18 protein-coding genes are annotated in these 17,605 nt (G+C 72.0%); 8 read left to right on the forward strand and 10 right to left on the reverse strand.

Annotated elements, in window-relative coordinates:
- Positions 1-111 precede the first annotated feature (111 nt).
- From ACIOHP_RS21045 to ACIOHP_RS21060, 4 genes are all read right to left on the reverse strand, one after another.
- Complete coding sequence (locus tag ACIOHP_RS21045) at positions 112-777, reverse strand: hypothetical protein (protein WP_401889537.1); 666 nt, start codon at positions 775-777, stop codon at positions 112-114.
- Positions 778-1,126: 349 nt separating this feature from the next.
- On the reverse strand, positions 1,127-1,312 hold the full coding sequence (locus ACIOHP_RS21050; RefSeq protein WP_401889539.1) for a hypothetical protein: 186 nt from the start codon (positions 1,310-1,312) through the stop codon (positions 1,127-1,129).
- A 101-nt stretch (positions 1,313-1,413) separates the two neighbouring features.
- On the reverse strand, positions 1,414-3,510 hold the full coding sequence (locus ACIOHP_RS21055; protein WP_401889542.1) for an MMPL family transporter: 2,097 nt from the start codon (positions 3,508-3,510) through the stop codon (positions 1,414-1,416).
- Between the two features lie 117 nt (positions 3,511-3,627).
- Complete coding sequence (locus ACIOHP_RS21060) at positions 3,628-4,134, reverse strand: MarR family winged helix-turn-helix transcriptional regulator (RefSeq protein WP_401889544.1); 507 nt, start codon at positions 4,132-4,134, stop codon at positions 3,628-3,630.
- A 91-nt stretch (positions 4,135-4,225) separates the two neighbouring features.
- On the opposite strand from ACIOHP_RS21060, the gene ACIOHP_RS21065 reads away from it, so the two are divergent.
- Both ACIOHP_RS21065 and ACIOHP_RS21070 read left to right on the forward strand, forming a co-directional pair.
- The gene (locus tag ACIOHP_RS21065) at positions 4,226-5,755 is read left to right on the forward strand and encodes an SDR family oxidoreductase (RefSeq protein ID WP_401889547.1); all 1,530 of its coding nucleotides are present in this window, start codon (positions 4,226-4,228) and stop codon (positions 5,753-5,755) included.
- 36 nt (positions 5,756-5,791) lie between these two features.
- Positions 5,792-7,165 carry a cryptochrome/photolyase family protein gene (locus ACIOHP_RS21070; protein ID WP_401889550.1) on the forward strand — a complete coding sequence of 458 codons (1,374 nt, stop codon included), beginning with the start codon at positions 5,792-5,794 and terminating at the stop codon, positions 7,163-7,165.
- Positions 7,166-7,191: 26 nt separating this feature from the next.
- Here the strand turns inward: ACIOHP_RS21070 and ACIOHP_RS21075 are convergent, their stop codons facing one another.
- Positions 7,192-8,220 carry a MerR family transcriptional regulator gene (locus ACIOHP_RS21075; RefSeq protein WP_401889553.1) on the reverse strand — a complete coding sequence of 343 codons (1,029 nt, stop codon included), beginning with the start codon at positions 8,218-8,220 and terminating at the stop codon, positions 7,192-7,194.
- 110 nt (positions 8,221-8,330) lie between these two features.
- On the opposite strand from ACIOHP_RS21075, the gene ACIOHP_RS21080 reads away from it, so the two are divergent.
- Both ACIOHP_RS21080 and ACIOHP_RS21085 read left to right on the forward strand, forming a co-directional pair.
- Positions 8,331-8,942: a sigma-70 family RNA polymerase sigma factor gene (locus ACIOHP_RS21080; protein WP_401889555.1), complete on the forward strand. Its 612-nt coding sequence runs from the start codon at positions 8,331-8,333 to the stop codon at positions 8,940-8,942.
- Positions 8,943-9,325: 383 nt separating this feature from the next.
- Entirely contained in the window at positions 9,326-9,766 is a 441-nt protein-coding gene (locus tag ACIOHP_RS21085) for an SPW repeat protein (RefSeq protein ID WP_361544324.1), read from the forward strand.
- Positions 9,767-9,826: 60 nt separating this feature from the next.
- On the opposite strand, the gene ACIOHP_RS21090 is transcribed toward ACIOHP_RS21085, so the two are convergent.
- Positions 9,827-10,588, reverse strand: coding sequence for an ArsR/SmtB family transcription factor (locus ACIOHP_RS21090; RefSeq protein ID WP_401889557.1), 762 nt, complete (start codon positions 10,586-10,588; stop codon positions 9,827-9,829).
- A gap of 151 nt (positions 10,589-10,739) precedes the next feature.
- On the opposite strand from ACIOHP_RS21090, the gene ACIOHP_RS21095 reads away from it, so the two are divergent.
- Complete coding sequence (locus tag ACIOHP_RS21095) at positions 10,740-11,009, forward strand: GlsB/YeaQ/YmgE family stress response membrane protein (protein ID WP_361488962.1); 270 nt, start codon at positions 10,740-10,742, stop codon at positions 11,007-11,009.
- A 169-nt stretch (positions 11,010-11,178) separates the two neighbouring features.
- The gene (locus ACIOHP_RS21100) at positions 11,179-12,051 is read left to right on the forward strand and encodes a GNAT family N-acetyltransferase (protein WP_401889559.1); all 873 of its coding nucleotides are present in this window, start codon (positions 11,179-11,181) and stop codon (positions 12,049-12,051) included.
- Here the strand turns inward: ACIOHP_RS21100 and ACIOHP_RS21105 are convergent.
- A complete protein-coding gene (locus ACIOHP_RS21105; protein WP_401889561.1) occupies positions 12,040-12,948 on the reverse strand; it encodes an NAD-dependent epimerase/dehydratase family protein in 909 nt (302 codons plus the stop codon). The genes ACIOHP_RS21100 and ACIOHP_RS21105 overlap by 12 nt on opposite strands.
- Positions 12,949-13,012: 64 nt before the next feature.
- A complete protein-coding gene (locus ACIOHP_RS21110; protein ID WP_401889563.1) occupies positions 13,013-13,789 on the reverse strand; it encodes a GNAT family N-acetyltransferase in 777 nt (258 codons plus the stop codon).
- A gap of 145 nt (positions 13,790-13,934) precedes the next feature.
- Here ACIOHP_RS21110 and ACIOHP_RS21115 point away from each other — a divergent pair, with 145 nt between their 5' ends.
- On the forward strand, positions 13,935-14,414 hold the full coding sequence (locus tag ACIOHP_RS21115; RefSeq protein ID WP_401889565.1) for a nucleoside deaminase: 480 nt from the start codon (positions 13,935-13,937) through the stop codon (positions 14,412-14,414).
- 179 nt (positions 14,415-14,593) lie between these two features.
- On the opposite strand, the gene ACIOHP_RS21120 is transcribed toward ACIOHP_RS21115, so the two are convergent.
- Positions 14,594-15,247: a chaplin gene (locus ACIOHP_RS21120; RefSeq protein WP_401889568.1), complete on the reverse strand. Its 654-nt coding sequence runs from the start codon at positions 15,245-15,247 to the stop codon at positions 14,594-14,596.
- 273 nt (positions 15,248-15,520) lie between these two features.
- Between ACIOHP_RS21120 and ACIOHP_RS21125 the strand changes: the two genes are divergently transcribed.
- Complete coding sequence (locus tag ACIOHP_RS21125; RefSeq protein ID WP_401889570.1) at positions 15,521-17,077, forward strand: alpha/beta hydrolase; 1,557 nt, start codon at positions 15,521-15,523, stop codon at positions 17,075-17,077.
- A 40-nt stretch (positions 17,078-17,117) separates the two neighbouring features.
- On the opposite strand, the gene ACIOHP_RS21130 is transcribed toward ACIOHP_RS21125, so the two are convergent.
- Positions 17,118-17,543, reverse strand: coding sequence for a MarR family winged helix-turn-helix transcriptional regulator (locus ACIOHP_RS21130; RefSeq protein WP_401889573.1), 426 nt, complete (start codon positions 17,541-17,543; stop codon positions 17,118-17,120).
- Positions 17,544-17,605: the final 62 nt, after the last annotated feature.

A 17,605-nucleotide genomic window follows, 5' to 3' on the forward strand; every position in this document is an offset into this window, starting at 1 on the left:
GAGCGCAGGCGGTCCGGTGCGTGGGGAGACGGCCGTACGGCACCCTGTGAGGGCGGCGTACGGCCAAGGCCCGAGGCGCCTCAGGGGCGGCCTCGGGGATACCGGCTGTCGTCAGGCGACAGCGGTCCCCACGGGCGGACCCCGAGAAGTGATCGCATGGACGAGGAAGAGCCGCGGGACCCGGTCCGAGGAAGGCCGGCGCGCACGGACACGTGGACGCTCGGAGGGAAGGGGCAGAGCGGCGAGCAGCAGCCGCAGCGGTGCGGCCAGCCAACCGGCCACGGCCCGCAGGATGCGGAAGGCGGCCCGCTCGCCGTACGCCAGCCACAGCCCGCACAGCGACGCGGCCAGCAGGTGGGCGGCGAGCATGCCGAAGGACGTCGAGCCGGTCATGGTGGGGCCCGCGTGATCCGTGTACCTCGTATCCATGGAGTCCATGGAGTGCATGTGCATCGACCCCATGTGCATGGCGCCCATGTCCATCGACCCCATGTCGTGCCCCGTGGAACCCCCGCCCCCGGTCGCCGACTGGGCGAGCGAGAAGGCCGAGTGCAGTCCGGCCTGTGCGGCGACCACGACAATCACGATCAACGGCAGCCCGCGTTCACGGCCCGCCAGGCACCAACCCACGCCGCCGGTCACGACCGTTCCGGCCACCAGCGCCCACACCGGGACGTCACTGCCGGACATCAACGCGTGGCCCAGGGCGGCGAGCAGCACACAGACGGCCGCGAACACCGCGGCCCGTACTGTGCGAGAACACCACCCTGCAGTCATGGCGCCTCATCCTCGCATCCGGCCACGGGTCGTCACACAGGGGTACGGATATCGCCCCCGCTTCGCTCACACCGGATGACTACCACCCCCGGGCGGGCGATACGCCCGGTCGCGAACGCGACCGGACCACCACCGCGCGTACCCCGACGCCCGGCTCGGGAGTGTCAGCGCGAGGACTGAAGAGGACTGAAGAGGGGCGAGGGCGGTCAAGGTGACCTGTGCGACGGGCATGCCTCGGCCGATCGGGACGGGCCCGAGGACCTCTCGACCGGGCATGCCCGGGCACGCTCAGCTGTACGGGCGACAGGAACGCCGCATGCGCGGCCCCCGAGTCGGCGGTGCGCCGGGGTCAGTCACCCTCCGCCGGGACCACGACCAGGAACGCGTCCGACTTCAAGTCCATGACGACCGTAGCCGGTTCACCCTGCTCGCGGCGCTTGGCCGCGTACTCCTCCGCCGGCCACGATCCGCGCGGAGCTCCCGCTGAAAACCGCTCCAACACCTTCGCGCCCATAGCGGCAGACACCTCCAGCATCGATCTTCGACTCTGAACGACGAGCGAGCGTCGTACCAATCCGCTTGCCCGTAACCGACGTGTCCATGCCCTGCTGAACCGAACCCGTATGGCGAAGCCGGTCACTTGGAGGCGGCCGCCGGGCTCTCCGCGGACGCGGGGAACGCGCCGGCCCCGGGCCACCACGCGACGGCCCCGAGATCGCGGACCAGGGCGGGTACGAGCAGCGAGCGCACGACCAGGGTGTCGAGGAGCACCCCGAACGCGACGATGAAGGCGATCTGCGCCAGGAAGGCCAGCGGGATCACCCCGAGCGCGGCGAACGTCGCCGCGAGCACCACGCCGGCCGAGGTGATCACGCCCCCGGTGCCGACCAGACCGCGCAGCACTCCTTGGCGCACCCCGTGCCGCAAGGACTCCTCCCGCACCCGCGACATGAGGAAGATGTTGTAGTCGACGCCGAGGGCGACGAGGAACACGAAGCCGTACAGCGGCACGGACGGATCGGTGCCGCCGAAGCCGAACACGTGCGGGAAGACGAGGGCCGAAACGCCCAGCGTGGCGCAGTAGTTGAGCGCTACGGTGGCCACCAGCAGGGCGGGCAGCAGCAGGGAGCGCAGCAGGACGGTCAGGATCACGAGGATGATCACGAGGACCACGGGGACGATGACGGTGCGGTCCCTTTCGGCCGTCCGAAGGGTGTCGTACTGCTGGGCCGTGTAGCCGCCGACGAGGGCGTCCGCGCCGGACACCGCGTGCAACGCCGTGCGCAGCCGGGCCACGGTCTCCTTGGCGGCGTCGCTGTCGGCGGCGGACACCAGCGTGACGTCGACGCGTACCCGCCCGTCGACGACCAGCGGGTCACCGCCGGGCCGCCCGGACTTCGTGACGCCCGCCGCCGCGGCGACTCCTTCGGTGGAGAGGGCTGTCCGGACGACCCGGTCGAGGCGGTCGGCGTCGGCGATGACGACGGTGGGGTTGCCGGAGCCGCCGGGGAAATGCCGGGCGAGCGTCTGCTGCGCGGTCACGGAGGGCGCCCCGTCCACGAAGGTCTCGGCGAGCGGGACGCCTCGGGAGCTGAGCGCGGGGGCGAAGGCGGCGCAGGCCAGCAGTCCCGCGAGGCTCACGGCCCACACCTTGCGGGGCGCGCGGTCGACCAGGGCGGCGACGCGCCGCCAGACACCCTGGCCGGCGGTCGTGGGGCGCGGGGCGGCCGGCCAGTACGCGGAGCGGCCCAGCAGGACGAGCACCGCGGGCAGGAAGGTCAGCGAACTGAGCACGGCGCAGCCGATGCCGATCGCGCCGACCGGCCCGAGCGCGCGGTTGTTGGTGAGGTCGCTGATGAGCAGGGCGAGCAGCCCGAGGGCGACGGTGGCGGCGCTGGCCACGATCGCGCCCCATGATTGCCGCAGCGCGGCCCGCGCGGCCGCGAACCGGTCGGTGCGCTCGGCCAGTTCCTCTCGGTAGCGCGCCGTGAGCAGCAGGGCGTAGTCGGTGGCGGCGCCGATGACCAGGATGGACAGGATGCCCTGGACCTGGCCGTCGACCCTGACGACGTCGTGGTCGGCGAGCACGTAGACCACGGCGCAGGCGAGGCCGAGCGCGAAGACGGCCCCGAGGATGATCACGAGGGGCAGCAGCACGCTGCGGTAGACGAGCAGCAGGATGACCAGGACGGTGACCAGGGCGACGGCCAGGAGCAGCCCGTCGATGCCGGCGAAGGCCTCGGACAGGTCCGCCTGGGTCGCGGCGGGGCCGGCGAGCCGGACGGTGCTGCCGGGGACGCGCTCGGCGGCCGCACGGACGCGGTCGAGGGTGTCGGGCAGCCGGTCGCCGAGGCCGGGGCTGAGCTGTACGACGCCTTGCAGGGCCTTGCGGTCCTTGGAGACGAGCGCGGGTGACACGTCCCCGACCACGCCCGGCAGGTCGCCGAGGGAGGCGAGCGCGCGTCCGGCCGTGGTCCGGCGGTCCTGGACCGGGCCGCCCCGCTCGTCGGTCCAGACGACGATCACCGGAAGCGACTCGTCCTGCCGGAAGGCCCGCTGGGCGGCGATGACCTCGGTGGATTCGGCGCTGCGCGGCAGGAAGGCGGCCTGGTCGTTGGTCGCGACCTCGCCGAGCCGTCCGGCGTAGGGGCCCAGGACGCCGCCGATGCCGAGCCAGACGACGAGCAGAAGGAGCGGCACGAGGAATCGGCCTCGGCGCGGGGTGAGGGACATGGTTCTCCCGGTCGATGAACAGGTATCTCAACAATAAACAATCTCAATCATTGAGCTTTCTGCGGGGAGGGCGTCCCTGGATGCAGCTGATGCGAAGTTCCTGGGGTCTGGAGGACTTCAGGCCCCGGAGGGTCTGAGCGTCGACATCTCCTCGTTCATCGCCGCGAGGAAGCGGGCCGCCACGGCGAGTTCCTCCTCCGTGAAGCGCGCGCGAGCCTGCTCGGCGGCCCTGGCGAGAGGACGGAAGTAGGTGCGGGCCGCGACCCTGGCGTCGGAGGCGTAGTACAGGTGCACCACCCTCCGGTCGCTGCTCTCCCTGACACGACGGATGTGACCGGCGCCCTCCAGCCGGTCCAGACAGGCGGTGACGGCTCCGGAGGTCAGCCCGAGGTGGGCGCGCAGCCGTCCCGGCGTCATCGGTCCGTCGGCGTCCAGGATCGCCGCCAGCGCCTGCACATCGGTGGCGTGCAGTCCGTGCTCCCCGGCGAACCCGTGGACCAGACGGTTGATCTCGCCGTTCATCCGCCGCAGCTGCACGGCGAGCGATTGAAGATCGGTCCCCGTGGGAACCGTGGAAGGTCCGGCCGTCGTCGCGCGCTGGTCCGGGTCGTCTGCTGTGGCCACGCGAGCAGCCTATAGAAACGACCGCATCCGTTACGGCTCAGCCGGTGGAAGTGATCACAGGGGGGACGTCGACACGGAGGACCGAGGACAGATGAACGCCGAGGACACCGGACCCGGGCTGCGCTGCCTGGTGACGGGCGCTACGGGATACATCGGAGGCCGGCTCGTCCCCGAGCTGCTGACCGAGGGGCACCGGGTGCGCTGTCTGGCCCGGTCCCCCGGCAAACTGCGCGACCATCCCTGGGCCGGCGAGACGGAAGTGGTGCGCGGAGACGTCCTGGACAGCGCCGCGGTCGCCGAGGCCATGCGCGGGATCGACGTCGCCTACTACCTGGTCCACGCGCTCGGCACGGGCGCCACCTTCGAGGAGACCGACCGGCGCGCGGCCCGGATCTTCGGCGAGCAGGCCCGCGCCGCGGGAGTACGGCGCATCGTCTACCTGGGCGGGCTCACCCCGAAGGGCGTGCCGGAGCGGGAATTGTCGCCGCATCTGCGGTCGCGGGCCGAGGTGGGCCGGATCCTGCTGGCCTCCGGGGTGCCCACCACCGTCCTGCGGGCGGCGGTCGTCATCGGCTCGGGCTCGGCGTCCTTCGAGATGCTGCGCTATCTGACCGAGCGGCTGCCGGTGATGGTGACACCGAGCTGGGTGCGCACCCGGATCCAGCCCGTGGCGGTGCGGGACGTGCTGCGCGCTCTCGTCGGGAGCGCGCGGATGCCGGCCGAGGTCAACCGCACGTTCGACATCGGCGGGCCGGACATCCTCACGTACCGGGAGATGATGAATGGGTACGCGGCCGTCGCGGAGCTTCCGCGGCGGATCATCCTTCCCGTGCCCGTGCTCACCCCCGGCCTGTCCAGTCACTGGGTCGGACTGGTGACACCCGTACCGGCCGCCATCGCGCGACCGCTCGCCGAGTCCCTGCGTCACGAGGTCGTCTGCCACGAGCACGACATCGCCCGGTACGTGCCCGATCCACCCGGTCACCCCCTCGGCTTCGACGAGGCGGTGCGTCTGGCCCTCCAGCGGGTCCGCGACGCACAGGTGGTGACGCGCTGGTCCTCGGCGTCGTTCCCCGGTGCCCCCAGCGACCCGCTGCCCACCGACCCCGACTGGGCCGGCGGCAGCCTGTACACGGATGTGCGGGAGCTGCCCGTGGACGCCTCGCGCCCGGACCTGTGGCGGGTCATCGAGGGGATCGGCGGGGACAACGGCTGGTACTCCTTCCCGTTGGCCTGGGCCGTGCGCGGGCGCCTGGACCGGCTGGTGGGCGGAGTCGGGCTGCGCCGGGGGCGCCGTGACGCGGCGCGGCTGCGGGTCGGCGACTCCCTGGACTTCTGGCGGGTGGAGGAGATCGAGCCGGGGCGTCTGCTGCGACTGCGGGCCGAGATGCGGCTGCCCGGCCTCGCCTGGCTGGAGATGTGCGCGGAGACCGACGACGACGGTCGCACCCGCTACCGCCAGCGGGCGCTGTTCCATCCGCGCGGTCTGCTCGGACACGCGTACTGGTGGAGCGTCTCGCCCTTCCACGCCGCGGTGTTCGGCGGGATGGCCCGCAACATCGCACGGACCGCGGCCCGCACTCCGGCCGCCTCCGCGCGCCGTCCCTCCCCCACCGGCTGACCGCCCCGCACCCCACCCCTCCCCGGAGCTCGCACCATGACCGTCTCGATCGTCCTGTTCACCGCCGACCTGCGCCTCCACGACCATCCGCCGCTGCGGGCCGCGCACGAGGCCGATCAGGTGATCCCCCTGTTCGTGCGCGACCGGGGGGTGACCGGCGCCGGGTTCACCGCGCCGAACCGGCTGGCCTTCCTCGCCGACTGTCTGCGGGACCTCGACGCGGGGTTGCGCCGACGGGGCGGCCGCCTGGTGATCCGCTCCGGTGACGTCGTCGAGGAGGTGTGCAAGGTGGCCGACGAGACGGACGCCGACGAGGTGCACATGGCGGCCGATGTCAGCGCCTACGCGCACCGCCGCGAACAGCGGCTCAGACGCGCGTTGGAAGCGGAGGGCCGACGGCTCCACGTCCACGAGACGGTCACCTCGGCGGTCGCGCCGGGCGCGGTGGCCCCGGCCTCCTCGGACCACTTCGCCGTCTTCACCCCGTACTTCCGGCACTGGGCCGGCGTACGGCTGCGCGAGCCCGTCGCGGCCCCGCGCGCGGTACGGGTCCCGGACGGCATCGGCTCGGAGCAACTGCCCGATCGCGGCGGACTGTCGGGCCTCTCGGAGGGGCTGGCGACCGGCGGGGAGGAGGAGGCCCGGGCCCGTATGACGTCCTGGCTGCGCAGCGGCATCGCCTCGTACGAGGACCGCCACGACGACCTGGCCGGGGATGCCACCTCGCGCTTCTCGCCGCATCTGCACTTCGGCACCCTGTCCCCGGTCGAACTGGTCCACCGGGCGCGCAAGGCGGGAGGGCCGGGCGCCGAGGCCTTCGTACGACAGCTCGCCTGGCGGGACTTCCACCGGCAGGTCCTCGCGGCGCGCCCGGCCGCCGCCACGGCCGACTACCGCACGAAGCACGACCGTTGGCGGTCCGAGGAGTCGGCACGCGAGGACGTCGAGGCCTGGCGGAACGGGCGCACCGGCTTCCCGGTCGTCGACGCGGCGATGCGCCAGTTGCGGCACGAGGGCTGGATGCACAACCGCGGCCGGCTGCTCACCGCGAGCTTCCTCACCAAGACGCTGTACGTCGACTGGCGCGTCGGCGCCCGGCACTTCCTGGAGCTCCTGGTCGACGGTGATGTGGCGAACAACCAGCTCAACTGGCAGTGGATGGCGGGCACCGGCACCGATTCCCGTCCCAACCGGGTGCTCAACCCGGTCACCCAGGCCAAGAGGTACGACCCGGACGGCGCGTACGTCCGGCGCTGGGTGCCCGAACTGGCGGGCCTGGACGCCCCTTCGGTGCACGAGCCGTGGAAGCTGCGCGGCCTGGACCGGGCGGCGATCGACGACTATCCGGACCCGGTGGTCGGCCTGTCCGACGGCCTGGCCCGGTTCAAGCGGGCCCGCGGACTGGACTGAAGCGAGCCCGCACCGCCGTGTGGGCGTCAGTGCCGTTCGCCGGTGCCCGCGGTCGCGATCGCTCCGGACAGGATCGCGACCGCGTCCTGCAGGGTCGTCGGCCGCGGCAGTTCCCGCGCCGCCGGTCCTGACCAGCCGGGTCCGCCCACCACCACCAGGGGCTGCCGCCGGGCGCCCTTGACCCCCCATGAGGTGTCGGCGACATGGCGGGCCAGGGGCAGGCTGGCGGTGGACCGTGCCTGCGCCCAGAGGAACACCGCCACGGGACCCAGGCGCTGTACGGCGGTGGTGAGCGCCTCTCCGGGCACCGCCGCGCCGAACATCCTGGTGGGCAGGCCGAGTTCACACAGCGCGGCGTTGAGCGCCTCGATCGCCAGGGTGTGCTGTTCACCGGGCACGCAGGCCAGGACGACCGGCCCGGTGGCGGGGGCCGTGCGCTGCGGTGCGCCGGACGGTGTGCACCGGCGCAGCGCGGTCGACACATGCCAGGACAGCAGATGCTCGACCTCCACGTAACGGTCGTCGGCGGACGCCCACTTGCGCCCCACCGCGTGCAGCGTGGGCACCATCACCTCCTGCCAGGCGCCGGTGATTCCGTACTGTTCCACGGCGGCCTCGAGCTGTCGCTCGACGGCGGGGGCGTCGAGTCGCACGGCGGCTCGCGCGAGCCCCCGGCACTCCTGGCGTACGTCGCCGAGCGGCAGTGTGCCCGCCGCCCGCGAACGCGGACGGGGCTGTTCGGGGACGTCGACGACGGGCGGTGGGGAGCCCGTCGCCCGCCGGGCGAGGTGGGCGGCCTCGGCCGGCGGCACCCCCGACGAGGTCAGTCGGCACATCCTCTCCAGCACCTCGACGTCTCCGGGAGACCAGCGACGGTGGCGTCCGTCGGCGCGCACGGCGGGCCCGATGCCGTACCGGCGGTCCCAGGAACGCAGCGTGGTGGGCGAGACCCCCAGACGCCGGGCCAGCGCACCGGTCGTCAAGGGCACGTCGGCGGTCTCCGAGAGGGGTCCCGGTGGGGCCTGGGGCCCTGGCTCGACCGGCGGCTCAGTCATGGGGCGACTATACGACGCAGAATCGATGCAAGTTGATGACCTTGCTCGACCGCTTCCACGATGGTGACAGGACGCGTCCGGAAGACGCCGACGAGTGAGGAGCGGTCGCCATGAGCCAGCAGCGGAACGCCGCACTCCCGTCCGCCACCGCACCCCTGTGGGCGCCGGTGGAGGAGTCGTACGCCGACGAGGAGCTCGCCCGGGGTCTGGTGGCCGGCGACGAGGCATGCCTGGAAGCGGCCTATCGCCGGTGGTCGACGCTGGTGCACACACTCGCCTGGCGTTCCCTCGGGGACCTCAGGGAGGCCGAGGACGTGACCCAGCAGGTGTTCCTGGGGGTGTGGCGGGGCCGCGGCGGATTCCGCCCCGAGCGGGGCGCGTTCGGCGGCTGGATCATCGGCATCACCAGGCGGAAGATCGCCGACGCGCTCACCGCCCGGACCCGCCGCACCGACCTCGTCGCCGCCGTCGGCGCCGCCCTGCCGCTCAAGGATCCTTCCGCACGACAGCCCGAGTCGGTCCTGGACCGGGCCCTCGTCCGCCAGGAGCTGGCGAAGCTGCCCTCGGCACAGCAGAAGGTCCTGAAGCTGACCTTCTACGAGGACCTGACCCAGGCGCAGATCGCGGAGTGCACCGGCTGGCCGCTGGGCACGGTCAAGAGCCACGCGCGGCGCGGACTTCACCTGCTGCACCGGCGCCTGCGCGACGAGGCATTCGACTGAACGCCTCCGCGGCCGGGCGCACACCCTTTCGACGCAGAAACGTTGCATGTATGAAGCACACGGCCGTCGACGTCTACGGACCCGTCCCTGCATCCACCGCCGGGACCGCTCCAGAAGAAGGAACATGTCGCGGAATCGGCCGACCGGGTCGCACCGGCCGGATCGCCCCCTCCGATTCCTCGACAGCCTCCGGGGAGAGTCGGTGCTCCCCGGGGGCCGTCGCCTCCCCGCCTCACCACTCCGCCCGGACATCTCCCCGCATGTCATACCGGACCGGCTGACCTCTACACATAAGGGAGAAATAAGCGCATGATGTATCTGCGCGGCGCTTACCGCACACCGCACAAGACGCGGTTCGGCCTGTGAGTCAAAGGAGACGAATCATGGCCAACGTCTCGCCCACCCGAGGTGACATCACCAGCCACCCTGACGCTTCCGAAATGCGGGCGCGGTACGCCCGCATGCTCGGCGGCCGCGATGTGGCACTCGTGGACGGACCGGTGTTCCTGCTCGGTCTGTACTGCGCCGTATCCCCCTGGATACTCCACTACACGACGAGCCAGCCCGCCCTGGTGCCCCACAACCTGATCGTGGGCATCGCGATCGGCCTGCTGGCCCTCGGGTTCACCCAGACCCCGGAACGCATGTACGGCCTCAGCTGGGCCTTCTGCGCGGTCGGTCTGTGGATGATCGTGTCGCCGTGGATCGTCGGCGACAGCCCGGACGCCGGCGTCATCCTGAACAACATCATCATCGGTGCCCTGGCCGTCGTCCTGGGGCTGATGTGCACCGTCACCGCGGCGAAGAGCGTCCCCAGGGCCTAGGGACACCCGGAGAGGAAGCGACCCCGGCCGGTCCGCGCACCGCGGGCCGGCCGCTCCGTGTCACGGCACCAGCCACGGCTCCTGCGGGAGCGGACTGCCGGTCTCCAGCAGCGACTTGAGGTTGGACAGCACCGCCGCCCAGCCGGAGGCCGCCGCGGCACGCTCGCTGTCGTCGGCCAGGTTCTCGTGGGTGACGGTGAGACGGACGATGCCGCCGTGCTGCCGGATGTCGAAGGTGACCCGGGAGTACTTGTCGTCCCGGCCCTCATCCTCGGGCGCGGCCCAGCTGGTGACGAGGCGGGTGGGACGCTCACTCTCCACGACGGTGCCGACGACGTCGGCGACGCCGGAACCGTCCGTGCGCACATGCTCCCAGCGGGACCCCTGCTTCCAGTCGGAGACATTGCTGTGCCCCCAGTAGGCCGCGGTGAGGTCGGCGTCGGTCAGGGCGTCCCAGACCCTCTCGGGTGTGCTCTCGATGTAGGTGACGTACACGAACGCGGGCTTGTCGCTCATGGCTTCCTCGGCTCGTCGCTTCACGGCCCCGAGCGCGCTCAGGCGCGGGCGCTCGAACTTGTCGATCCACCGCTCCTGGATCTCATGGAGCGGGACCGGATTGAGGTAGTGCAGCTTCTCCCGCCCCTGCCGCACCGTGCTGACCAGGTTGGCCGCCTCCAGGAGGGCCAGGTGCTGGGTCACCGACTGACGCGTCATGGCGATGCGCTCGCACAGCTCGCCGAGCGTCTGGCCGTTGTGCTCGTGCAGCCGGTCCAGCAGCCGTCTGCGGGTGTCGTCGGCCAGCGCCTTGAAGACCTTGTCCATTCCCGGGTCACCCTCTGATCGCACACTCCACGTTATGCAGGCATTTACTTGCATGTCAAGGCGGCACGACCGGCGGTGGAAACCGGCCGGACTGTACGGGCCACCCGGGGGCATCCGGACTACTGCGGGGGTCTTGAGAAAAGGGGCGGAGATGGAGATCTCGGGCATCATCAGCGCGATCGTGATCGGCATCGTCATCGGTGTGCTGGGCCGACTCGTGATCCCGGGCCGGCAGCGCATCGGGATCCTGCTGACCATCGTCGTCGGCATCGTGGCCGCACTGCTCGGCTCGGCGATCGCCGCGGGGTTCGACGTGGCCGACACCAAGGGAATCGACTGGGTCGAGTGGCTCATCCAGATCGGTCTCGCCGCGCTCGGCGTCGCCGCTCTGGACCGGTCGAGGCCGAGGGCGCGCCGCTGACCGTGTGCGGCGGGTTCGGCCAGTGGACGGGCCCGGCGAGCAAGCGGGCGCGGCAAGTCCGACGGGCACGGTGGGCGCGGTCCGCGGCACCGAAATCCCGTTGCGGGCGTGGTCCGGCGGTGGTTTGCTTCTGCGGCCCACCGCCGCACCCGACCCTGACGGAGCCCCGTTGACCCCGCGCATCATCCCGCTGGCCGACCCTGAACCCGGCTCTGCCAGCCGCCGTCTGGCCTGGCTGGCCGCGGCACCCGACGGAGCACCGGCCGGGTCCGCCTTCCTGCGGCTGTTCACGAAGGCCGGGCAGGAGCATCTCGCGGAACTGGAGATCGCCGTGCACGGCGCCGAGCGGCGGCGGGGCGTCGGCACCCTCCTGCTGGAGGCCGCCGTGGCCACGGCGCGGGCCGAGGGGCGACGGTCCATCGTCGCGCAGGCCGAACAGGACTCCCCCGCCGACCGGTTCCTGGCGGCCCGGGGCTTCCGCCCGGTGCTCTCCCTGACCTACGCCAGACTTGCGCTGGCCGCGGCGGACGTCACCTCGGCGAAGGAACAGCCTTGCCCCGGCTACGAGTTGACCGAGTGGGACGGCATCGTGCCGGACGAACTCGCCCAGTCGTACGCCGACTCACGGCGCGCCATGGACGACATGCCGATGGAAGGCACCGACTACGGCACGGTCGTCTGGGACGTGGAGCGGGTGGTCGCCGCGGCCGAGGCGGTCGCGCGGCGCGGTGAACTGCTGCACACCGTCGCCGCGGTGGACACGGCGAACGGGTCGGTCGTCGGCTTCTCCGAACTCGTCGTGCCGGGCGACGGCCGGGGCGACGGACAGCACTACGGTACGGCGGTGCTGCCGGAGCACCGCGGCCGTGGCCTCGCCCGCTGGATGAAGGCGGCGTCGATCCGCCGGGCCCGTGAACGGCACCCGGAACTCGCCGGGTTGCTCACCGACACCGCGAACAGCAACGCGCCCATGCTCGCCGTCAACGAGGCCCTCGGCTACGTGCCCACCCACAAGGCGGTGGAGTACCAGCTAGACCTGTGAGGCACGCAGCGCGGCCACGCCCTCGCGGCAGGACGGGTACACCGGCGACCAGCCCAGTTCCCGCTCGGCCTTGGCGATGGACACCCGCAGCGTCGCCGCGACCACCACCTGCGCGTAGGACATCGGCCGCATCAGCCACATCGGTACGGTCATCGGCTTCGGCAGGCCGAACTCCTCGGACACGCATTCGAGATACCCCCGGAACCCCATGGGGGTGCGGTCCGCGATGTTGTACGCCTGTCCCGGGCGGCCCTTGTCGACGGCGGCGGCCATGGCGCGGCCCGCGTCGGCGAGTTCGATCCACGGCAGGACCCGGCCGTGGTCGGCGGGGGCGGGCAGTTGCCGCTTGCGCAGCATCGGCACCAGGTTCTCGGTGCCGCCGGGGCCGTAGAAGGCGCCGTAGCGCAGCGCGATGCCCTCGAGCCCCTCGGCCTCGAAGGTCAGCCGCTCCTTGGTGCGCATGCCGTCGAGGTGCCGTTCCAGCTCCGGGTCGTTGCCGCGCGGGCCGAAGGTGTCGTCCTCGGTGAGTTCCCGGTCGCCGTGGTCGCCGTAGCCGTACCCGAAGACCATCGACTCCGACACGAAGCGGCGGGCCCCGGCGGCCTGGGCGGCCTCGATCAGGTGCGCGGTGCCCTCGATGCGCAGTGCGTCGGTGGCGTACATGTCGCGGTGCCGCATGGGCGGCTTGCTCAGGGCCGTCGCCGCGTGGATCACGGTGTCGAAGCGGTGGCCGTCGACGCCGCGCAACACGGCGTCGCGGTCCAGGAGGTCGGCCTGGATGTCGCTGCCCGGCCTGCGGCCGAGCCCGGTGACCTTGTGGCCCGCCTCCGTGAGGGCTCGGCTGATCTGGCGGCCGAGGGCTCCGCTGGCGCCTGCGAGGAGGATGCTCTGGTTCATCGTCATGCCCTTGCGACGGATCGGGTGGCCGCGGATGTGACATCCCCCCGGAGTGTGGTCCGCGTCACGGTGTGTACAGGTACGGAGTGGTCGTGCTCAGCGGCTCGAAGCCGAGCCGCTCCAGGATGGGGCGGCTGGCCGGCATGGCATCCACCTGAAGATAGCGGTACCCGCGCTCCACCGCCTCACGGGCGCGCACGGCGACCAGGGCGCGGTAGATACCACGGCCGCGCCAGGCCTCGACGGTGCCGCCGCCCCACAGACCGGCGAACCGGGTGCCCGGCACCAGCTCCATCCGGGCCGCGCTGACCGGGGTGTCCCCGGCCAGGGCGACGACGGCGACCACGCTGTCCGGGTCGGCGGTGAGCTGGGCGAGCAGCTGGTGGCGCAGCCGGGTGCTGTCGGTGCCGAAGGCCGCCTCGTGCACGTCCGCGACGAGGTCGACGCCCGCCCGGTCGGTGACGGGCAGGACGCGGACGCCCTCGGGCGGCTCGGCGTCGAGGGTCAGGTCGGCGACCTCGCCGATCATCAGGGTCTCCTCCGGCTGGGCGGTGAACCCCGCCGCCCTGAGCCGCTGTCCGAGGTCGACCGGCAGGTCGTGCCCGTAGAGCTTCCATTCGAACTCTCGACCGAGCCCGGAGAAGTACGAGATCTGCTCGGCGATCGCCGCGTCCGCGCCGCCGGCGTCCAGGCCGGACCAGACCACGCCGTTCCAGCCCTGCTCGGAGGAGACCTGGCGGACCACCTTGCCGACCCGCTCGATCCGGGACTCGGGGCTGTCCGGCCGTGCGCCTTCACGCATGTCCCGGTCGTACAGGGCGAGTACCGCGGTGTGATCCATGGATTCACTCCAGCATCAGGGAGCCCGTGCGGCAACACGTTTACGGGCCATCACCAGGAGGCTCGGGCGCCGCGCCTTCCTGGTCGCGCGCGGGCGGACATAGGGTGCCTGATCGAAGATCACACCGCCGGAAGGGTCGTACGTCATGGTCGTGAAGGACGCCGAGCTGCGATATCTGCGCCGCTGTGTGGAACTGGCCGCCGAAGCCCTGGAGGCGGGGGACGAGCCGTTCGGTTCGGTGCTGGTGGGAGCGGACGGCGAGGTGCTCGCCGAGGACCACAACCGGGTGGCCTCCGGGGACCGCACCCGCCACCCCGAGTTCGAGCTGGCGCGCTGGTCCGCGGCCCACATGACGCCCGAGGAGCGGGCGGCGGCGACCGTCTACACCTCCGGCGAGCACTGTCCGATGTGTTCGGCCGCCCACGCGTGGGTGGGCCTCGGCCGCATCGTCTATGTCGCCTCCTCGGAACAACTGGCCCAGTGGTTGAGCCAGTTGGGGGTTCCGGCGCCACCGGTGCGGACCCTGCCGGTGCGCGAGGTGGCGCCCGGGGTGGCCGTGGAGGGCCCGGTGCCGGCGCTCGCCGAGGAGGTGCACGCACTCCACCGGCGCTTCCACCAGGGGTGACGCCCACGGTCTCGGCCTTCTCCCGACGTATGGCACCGGCCGGGGACGGTCCCGCTCGCCGCGGTGGCCGACGGGAGGCTCCGGCGTCCTGACGTGAGGGGCCGCGTGTGCTCGGCCGGTGTCGGCGGAGGCCCCACCGGTCATCACCCGGTGGGGCCTTCCGTCTCCGCGGGGAGCGGTCAGCGTTCCGACCGCGGGCGGAAGCGGCGGTACAGGGCGGCTCCGCCCAGCATCAGCGCGGCACTGCCCGCGACGGCGGGGAGGGTCTGGTCCGCTCCGGTGTGGGCGAGCGAGGACACGGGCCGCTTCGGCCCGGGCTCGTCGGCCTTCGGACCCGGGTGCGACTTCGGAGGGGCGGCCTCCGGCTCGGGTACCGGCTTCACGGGGGTCCCGGCGGCGGGCTGTTCGCCGGAGGTGTTGACGGACTCGTTGCCGGCGGCCGCGTTGCCGGCCCCCGCCACGCTCACACCGTTCCCGCTGACGTTCACCGGGAGGTGGACCGGAAGCTGGACACCGTTGCCGGAGACCACTCCCGGCGAATCCTTTCCGCTGCTCTGCGCGGCGGCGCCCGCGGGCGCCGGGCCGTTCTCGCCGCCCTCGTTCACACAGGTGTTGCCCGCGGCGGGGTTGAGGAGTCCCACCACGTTCACGGTGTTGCCGCAGGCGTTCACCGGGACATGCACCGGGAGCTGGATCGTGTTGCCGGAGACGACCCCGGGCGAGCCGGCCGTCTCGGCGTCCGCCGCGGAGTCGGCGTAAGCGGGCATCGCCACAGCCATCGCGCCGGACACGGCGGCGACGGCGATCACACCGTTTCGGGTAACCCGTTTCATAGGTTCCCTGCCTTCCAGAACATGGTTCGCGGGCACTCGCCCGCATGGCATAAAACGCAGGCGAACCATCCGAGTTATGGCTTATCGGCCTTTCACCCCATCGAGCGTCACGGTTGTCGAACTAGTCGTAAAACCGTCGAATGCGTACGGAGGGGCGCAGCGTAAGGCACTCCGCACCGGCCCGCCCGCCCGGAGGCGGCGCCTCCGGGCGCCGCTTATCGTGATCGAGGGCGCTGTTCTCGCGGTCCGCAGCGGGCGCCCCTGGAGGCATCGATGCTGGCCAAGCTGTCCACGCGGCGCTGCGTGATGACCGGAGCGGTCGGCCTCGCCCTGCTGGGCGGGGGGCTGCAGACGGCGACCACCCACCGCGAAGGCCCCGACCTCTCACGGTTCTACGACCAGAAGGTCAGGTGGTCGAAGTGCGAAGGCATGGAGGCCCCCAAGGATCTCCAGTGCGGCAAGGTCACGGTCCCCCTCGACTACGCCAGGCCCGCGTCGGGAACCCTTCAACTGGCCCTGGCCCGCTATCGGGCGACCGGGAAGCCGAGAGGTTCGGTGCTGCTGAACTTCGGCGGCCCCGGTGGCGCCGGGGTGAGTGAACTCGCCGCGAGCGGCAACGAGTTCATGGGGCTGGCCAAGGGCTACGACGTCGTGTCCTTCGATCCGCGCGGCGTCGGCCGGTCCTCGCCGGTCAGCTGCGGGGACGGCACCGACGAGGCGCTCGCGGCGACGGAGAGCGGCGGCGACCCGCAGGCCCTGCTGCGGCAGTTGAAGCGGGTCGCCGCCGCCTGCGCCGAGCACTCCGGCCCCGTCCTCCCGCACATCGGCACGGTCAACGCCTCCCGCGACATGGACGTGATGCGCGCGGCCCTCGGCGACAAGAAGCTCAACTACCTGGGCTTCTCCTACGGAACCCGGCTCGGCGCGGTCTACGCCGCTCAATTCCCGAAGAAGGTCGGCCGGTTGGTGCTCGACGGTGTGGACACGCTGACGGAGCCTCTCACCGAGCAGAGCAGAGTGGGTGCGGAGGGCCAGCAGATCGCGCTGGAGGACTTCATCGACTGGTGCACCGAGGACATCGCGTGCCCCTTCGGTCAGGACCCGCGCACGGCCCGGGAGCAGGTCGTCCGGCTCGTCGACTCGCTCGACCAGGATCCGGTGCCGTCCGACTGGGGCTACGACTTCACCGGCCAGGACCTCGTGGGCGCCATCGCACAGGCCCTCTACAGCAGGGAACTGTGGCCTTTGCTGGAGCGGGCCCTGGCCCAGCTCGTCGAGGACGGGGACACCCGGGGCATCGAGGCGTTCGCGTCGGGCGGGATCACGCTCCCCGGCCGCGCGAAGAGCGACGGCGAGCTGGCCGACGGGGACGAGGTCCCGCTGGACAACCTGTCGGCGGCGCTGATGGCGATCAACTGCGCGGACGACCCCGACCGGCCCACCGCCGACGAGATCACCCGCGGCCTCGGCCGTCTGCGCGCCGAGTACGAGGACGCCTCCCCCGTCTTCGGCCGCTACCGTCTCACCGAGGTGCTGACGTGCTACGGCCGCCCCAAGGGCACCGACTTCATCCGCGACGAGGTCCGGAACGTCGACACCCCGAAGATGCTCCTCGTGGGCACCCGCGGCGACCCGGCGACGCCGTACCGCTGGACCGTGGAGACGGCGAAGCGGCTCGGCGGCTCGGCGGTCGTGCTCGACAACAAGGGCGACGGCCACACCGGGTACGCCTCCTCCCGGTGCGTCCAGCGCAAGGTCGACAACTTCCTCCTGTACGGGACCCTGCCGCCCAGCGGCAGCTCCTGCGGTTCGGAGAAGGACGACGAGTGAGATCCGCCGCCGCGGACCGGGCATCGGGGGTGTCCGGGACTCACTCTTCCCAGTGCGCGAGGCGGCCCATGGCGGCCGCGGTCCGTTCGAAGCCGTCGTCGCCGAGCAGGGCGCGCACTTCGGCGTTGAAGCGGTCGATCTCGGGCCGGGCCGCCTCCAGTGCCGCCTCCCCGGACTCCGTCAACTCCAGCACCACGGCCCGGTGTTGCCTCGGGTGCGTCTGCCGCGAGAGCAGCCCCGCCGTGGTGAGGCGTCCGACGAGTCCGGTGACGGCGGACTCTCGCAGACCGAGCGCGTGGGCGAGCCGCTGCTGGGTGATGCCCGGCTCTTCCTGTACGGCGAACAGCGCACCGAGCTGTGCGGTGGTGACGCCGGCGACGGCGAGGCAGCGCCGGTCCAGCGTGGTGCGCAGACGGTGTGCCGCCCGCTGCAGCAGGTAGTACAGGCGCTGATCCGGCTCGACCATGGGCCGATCTTGACAGACGACACCGAGCCGCGCCACCCTCACTTCACTAGTGAAGTGAGAGC

Origin of the sequence: Streptomyces sp. NPDC087859, from assembly GCF_044742595.1 — a bacterium.
GTDB classification, from domain to species: domain Bacteria; phylum Actinomycetota; class Actinomycetes; order Streptomycetales; family Streptomycetaceae; genus Streptomyces; species Streptomyces canus_F.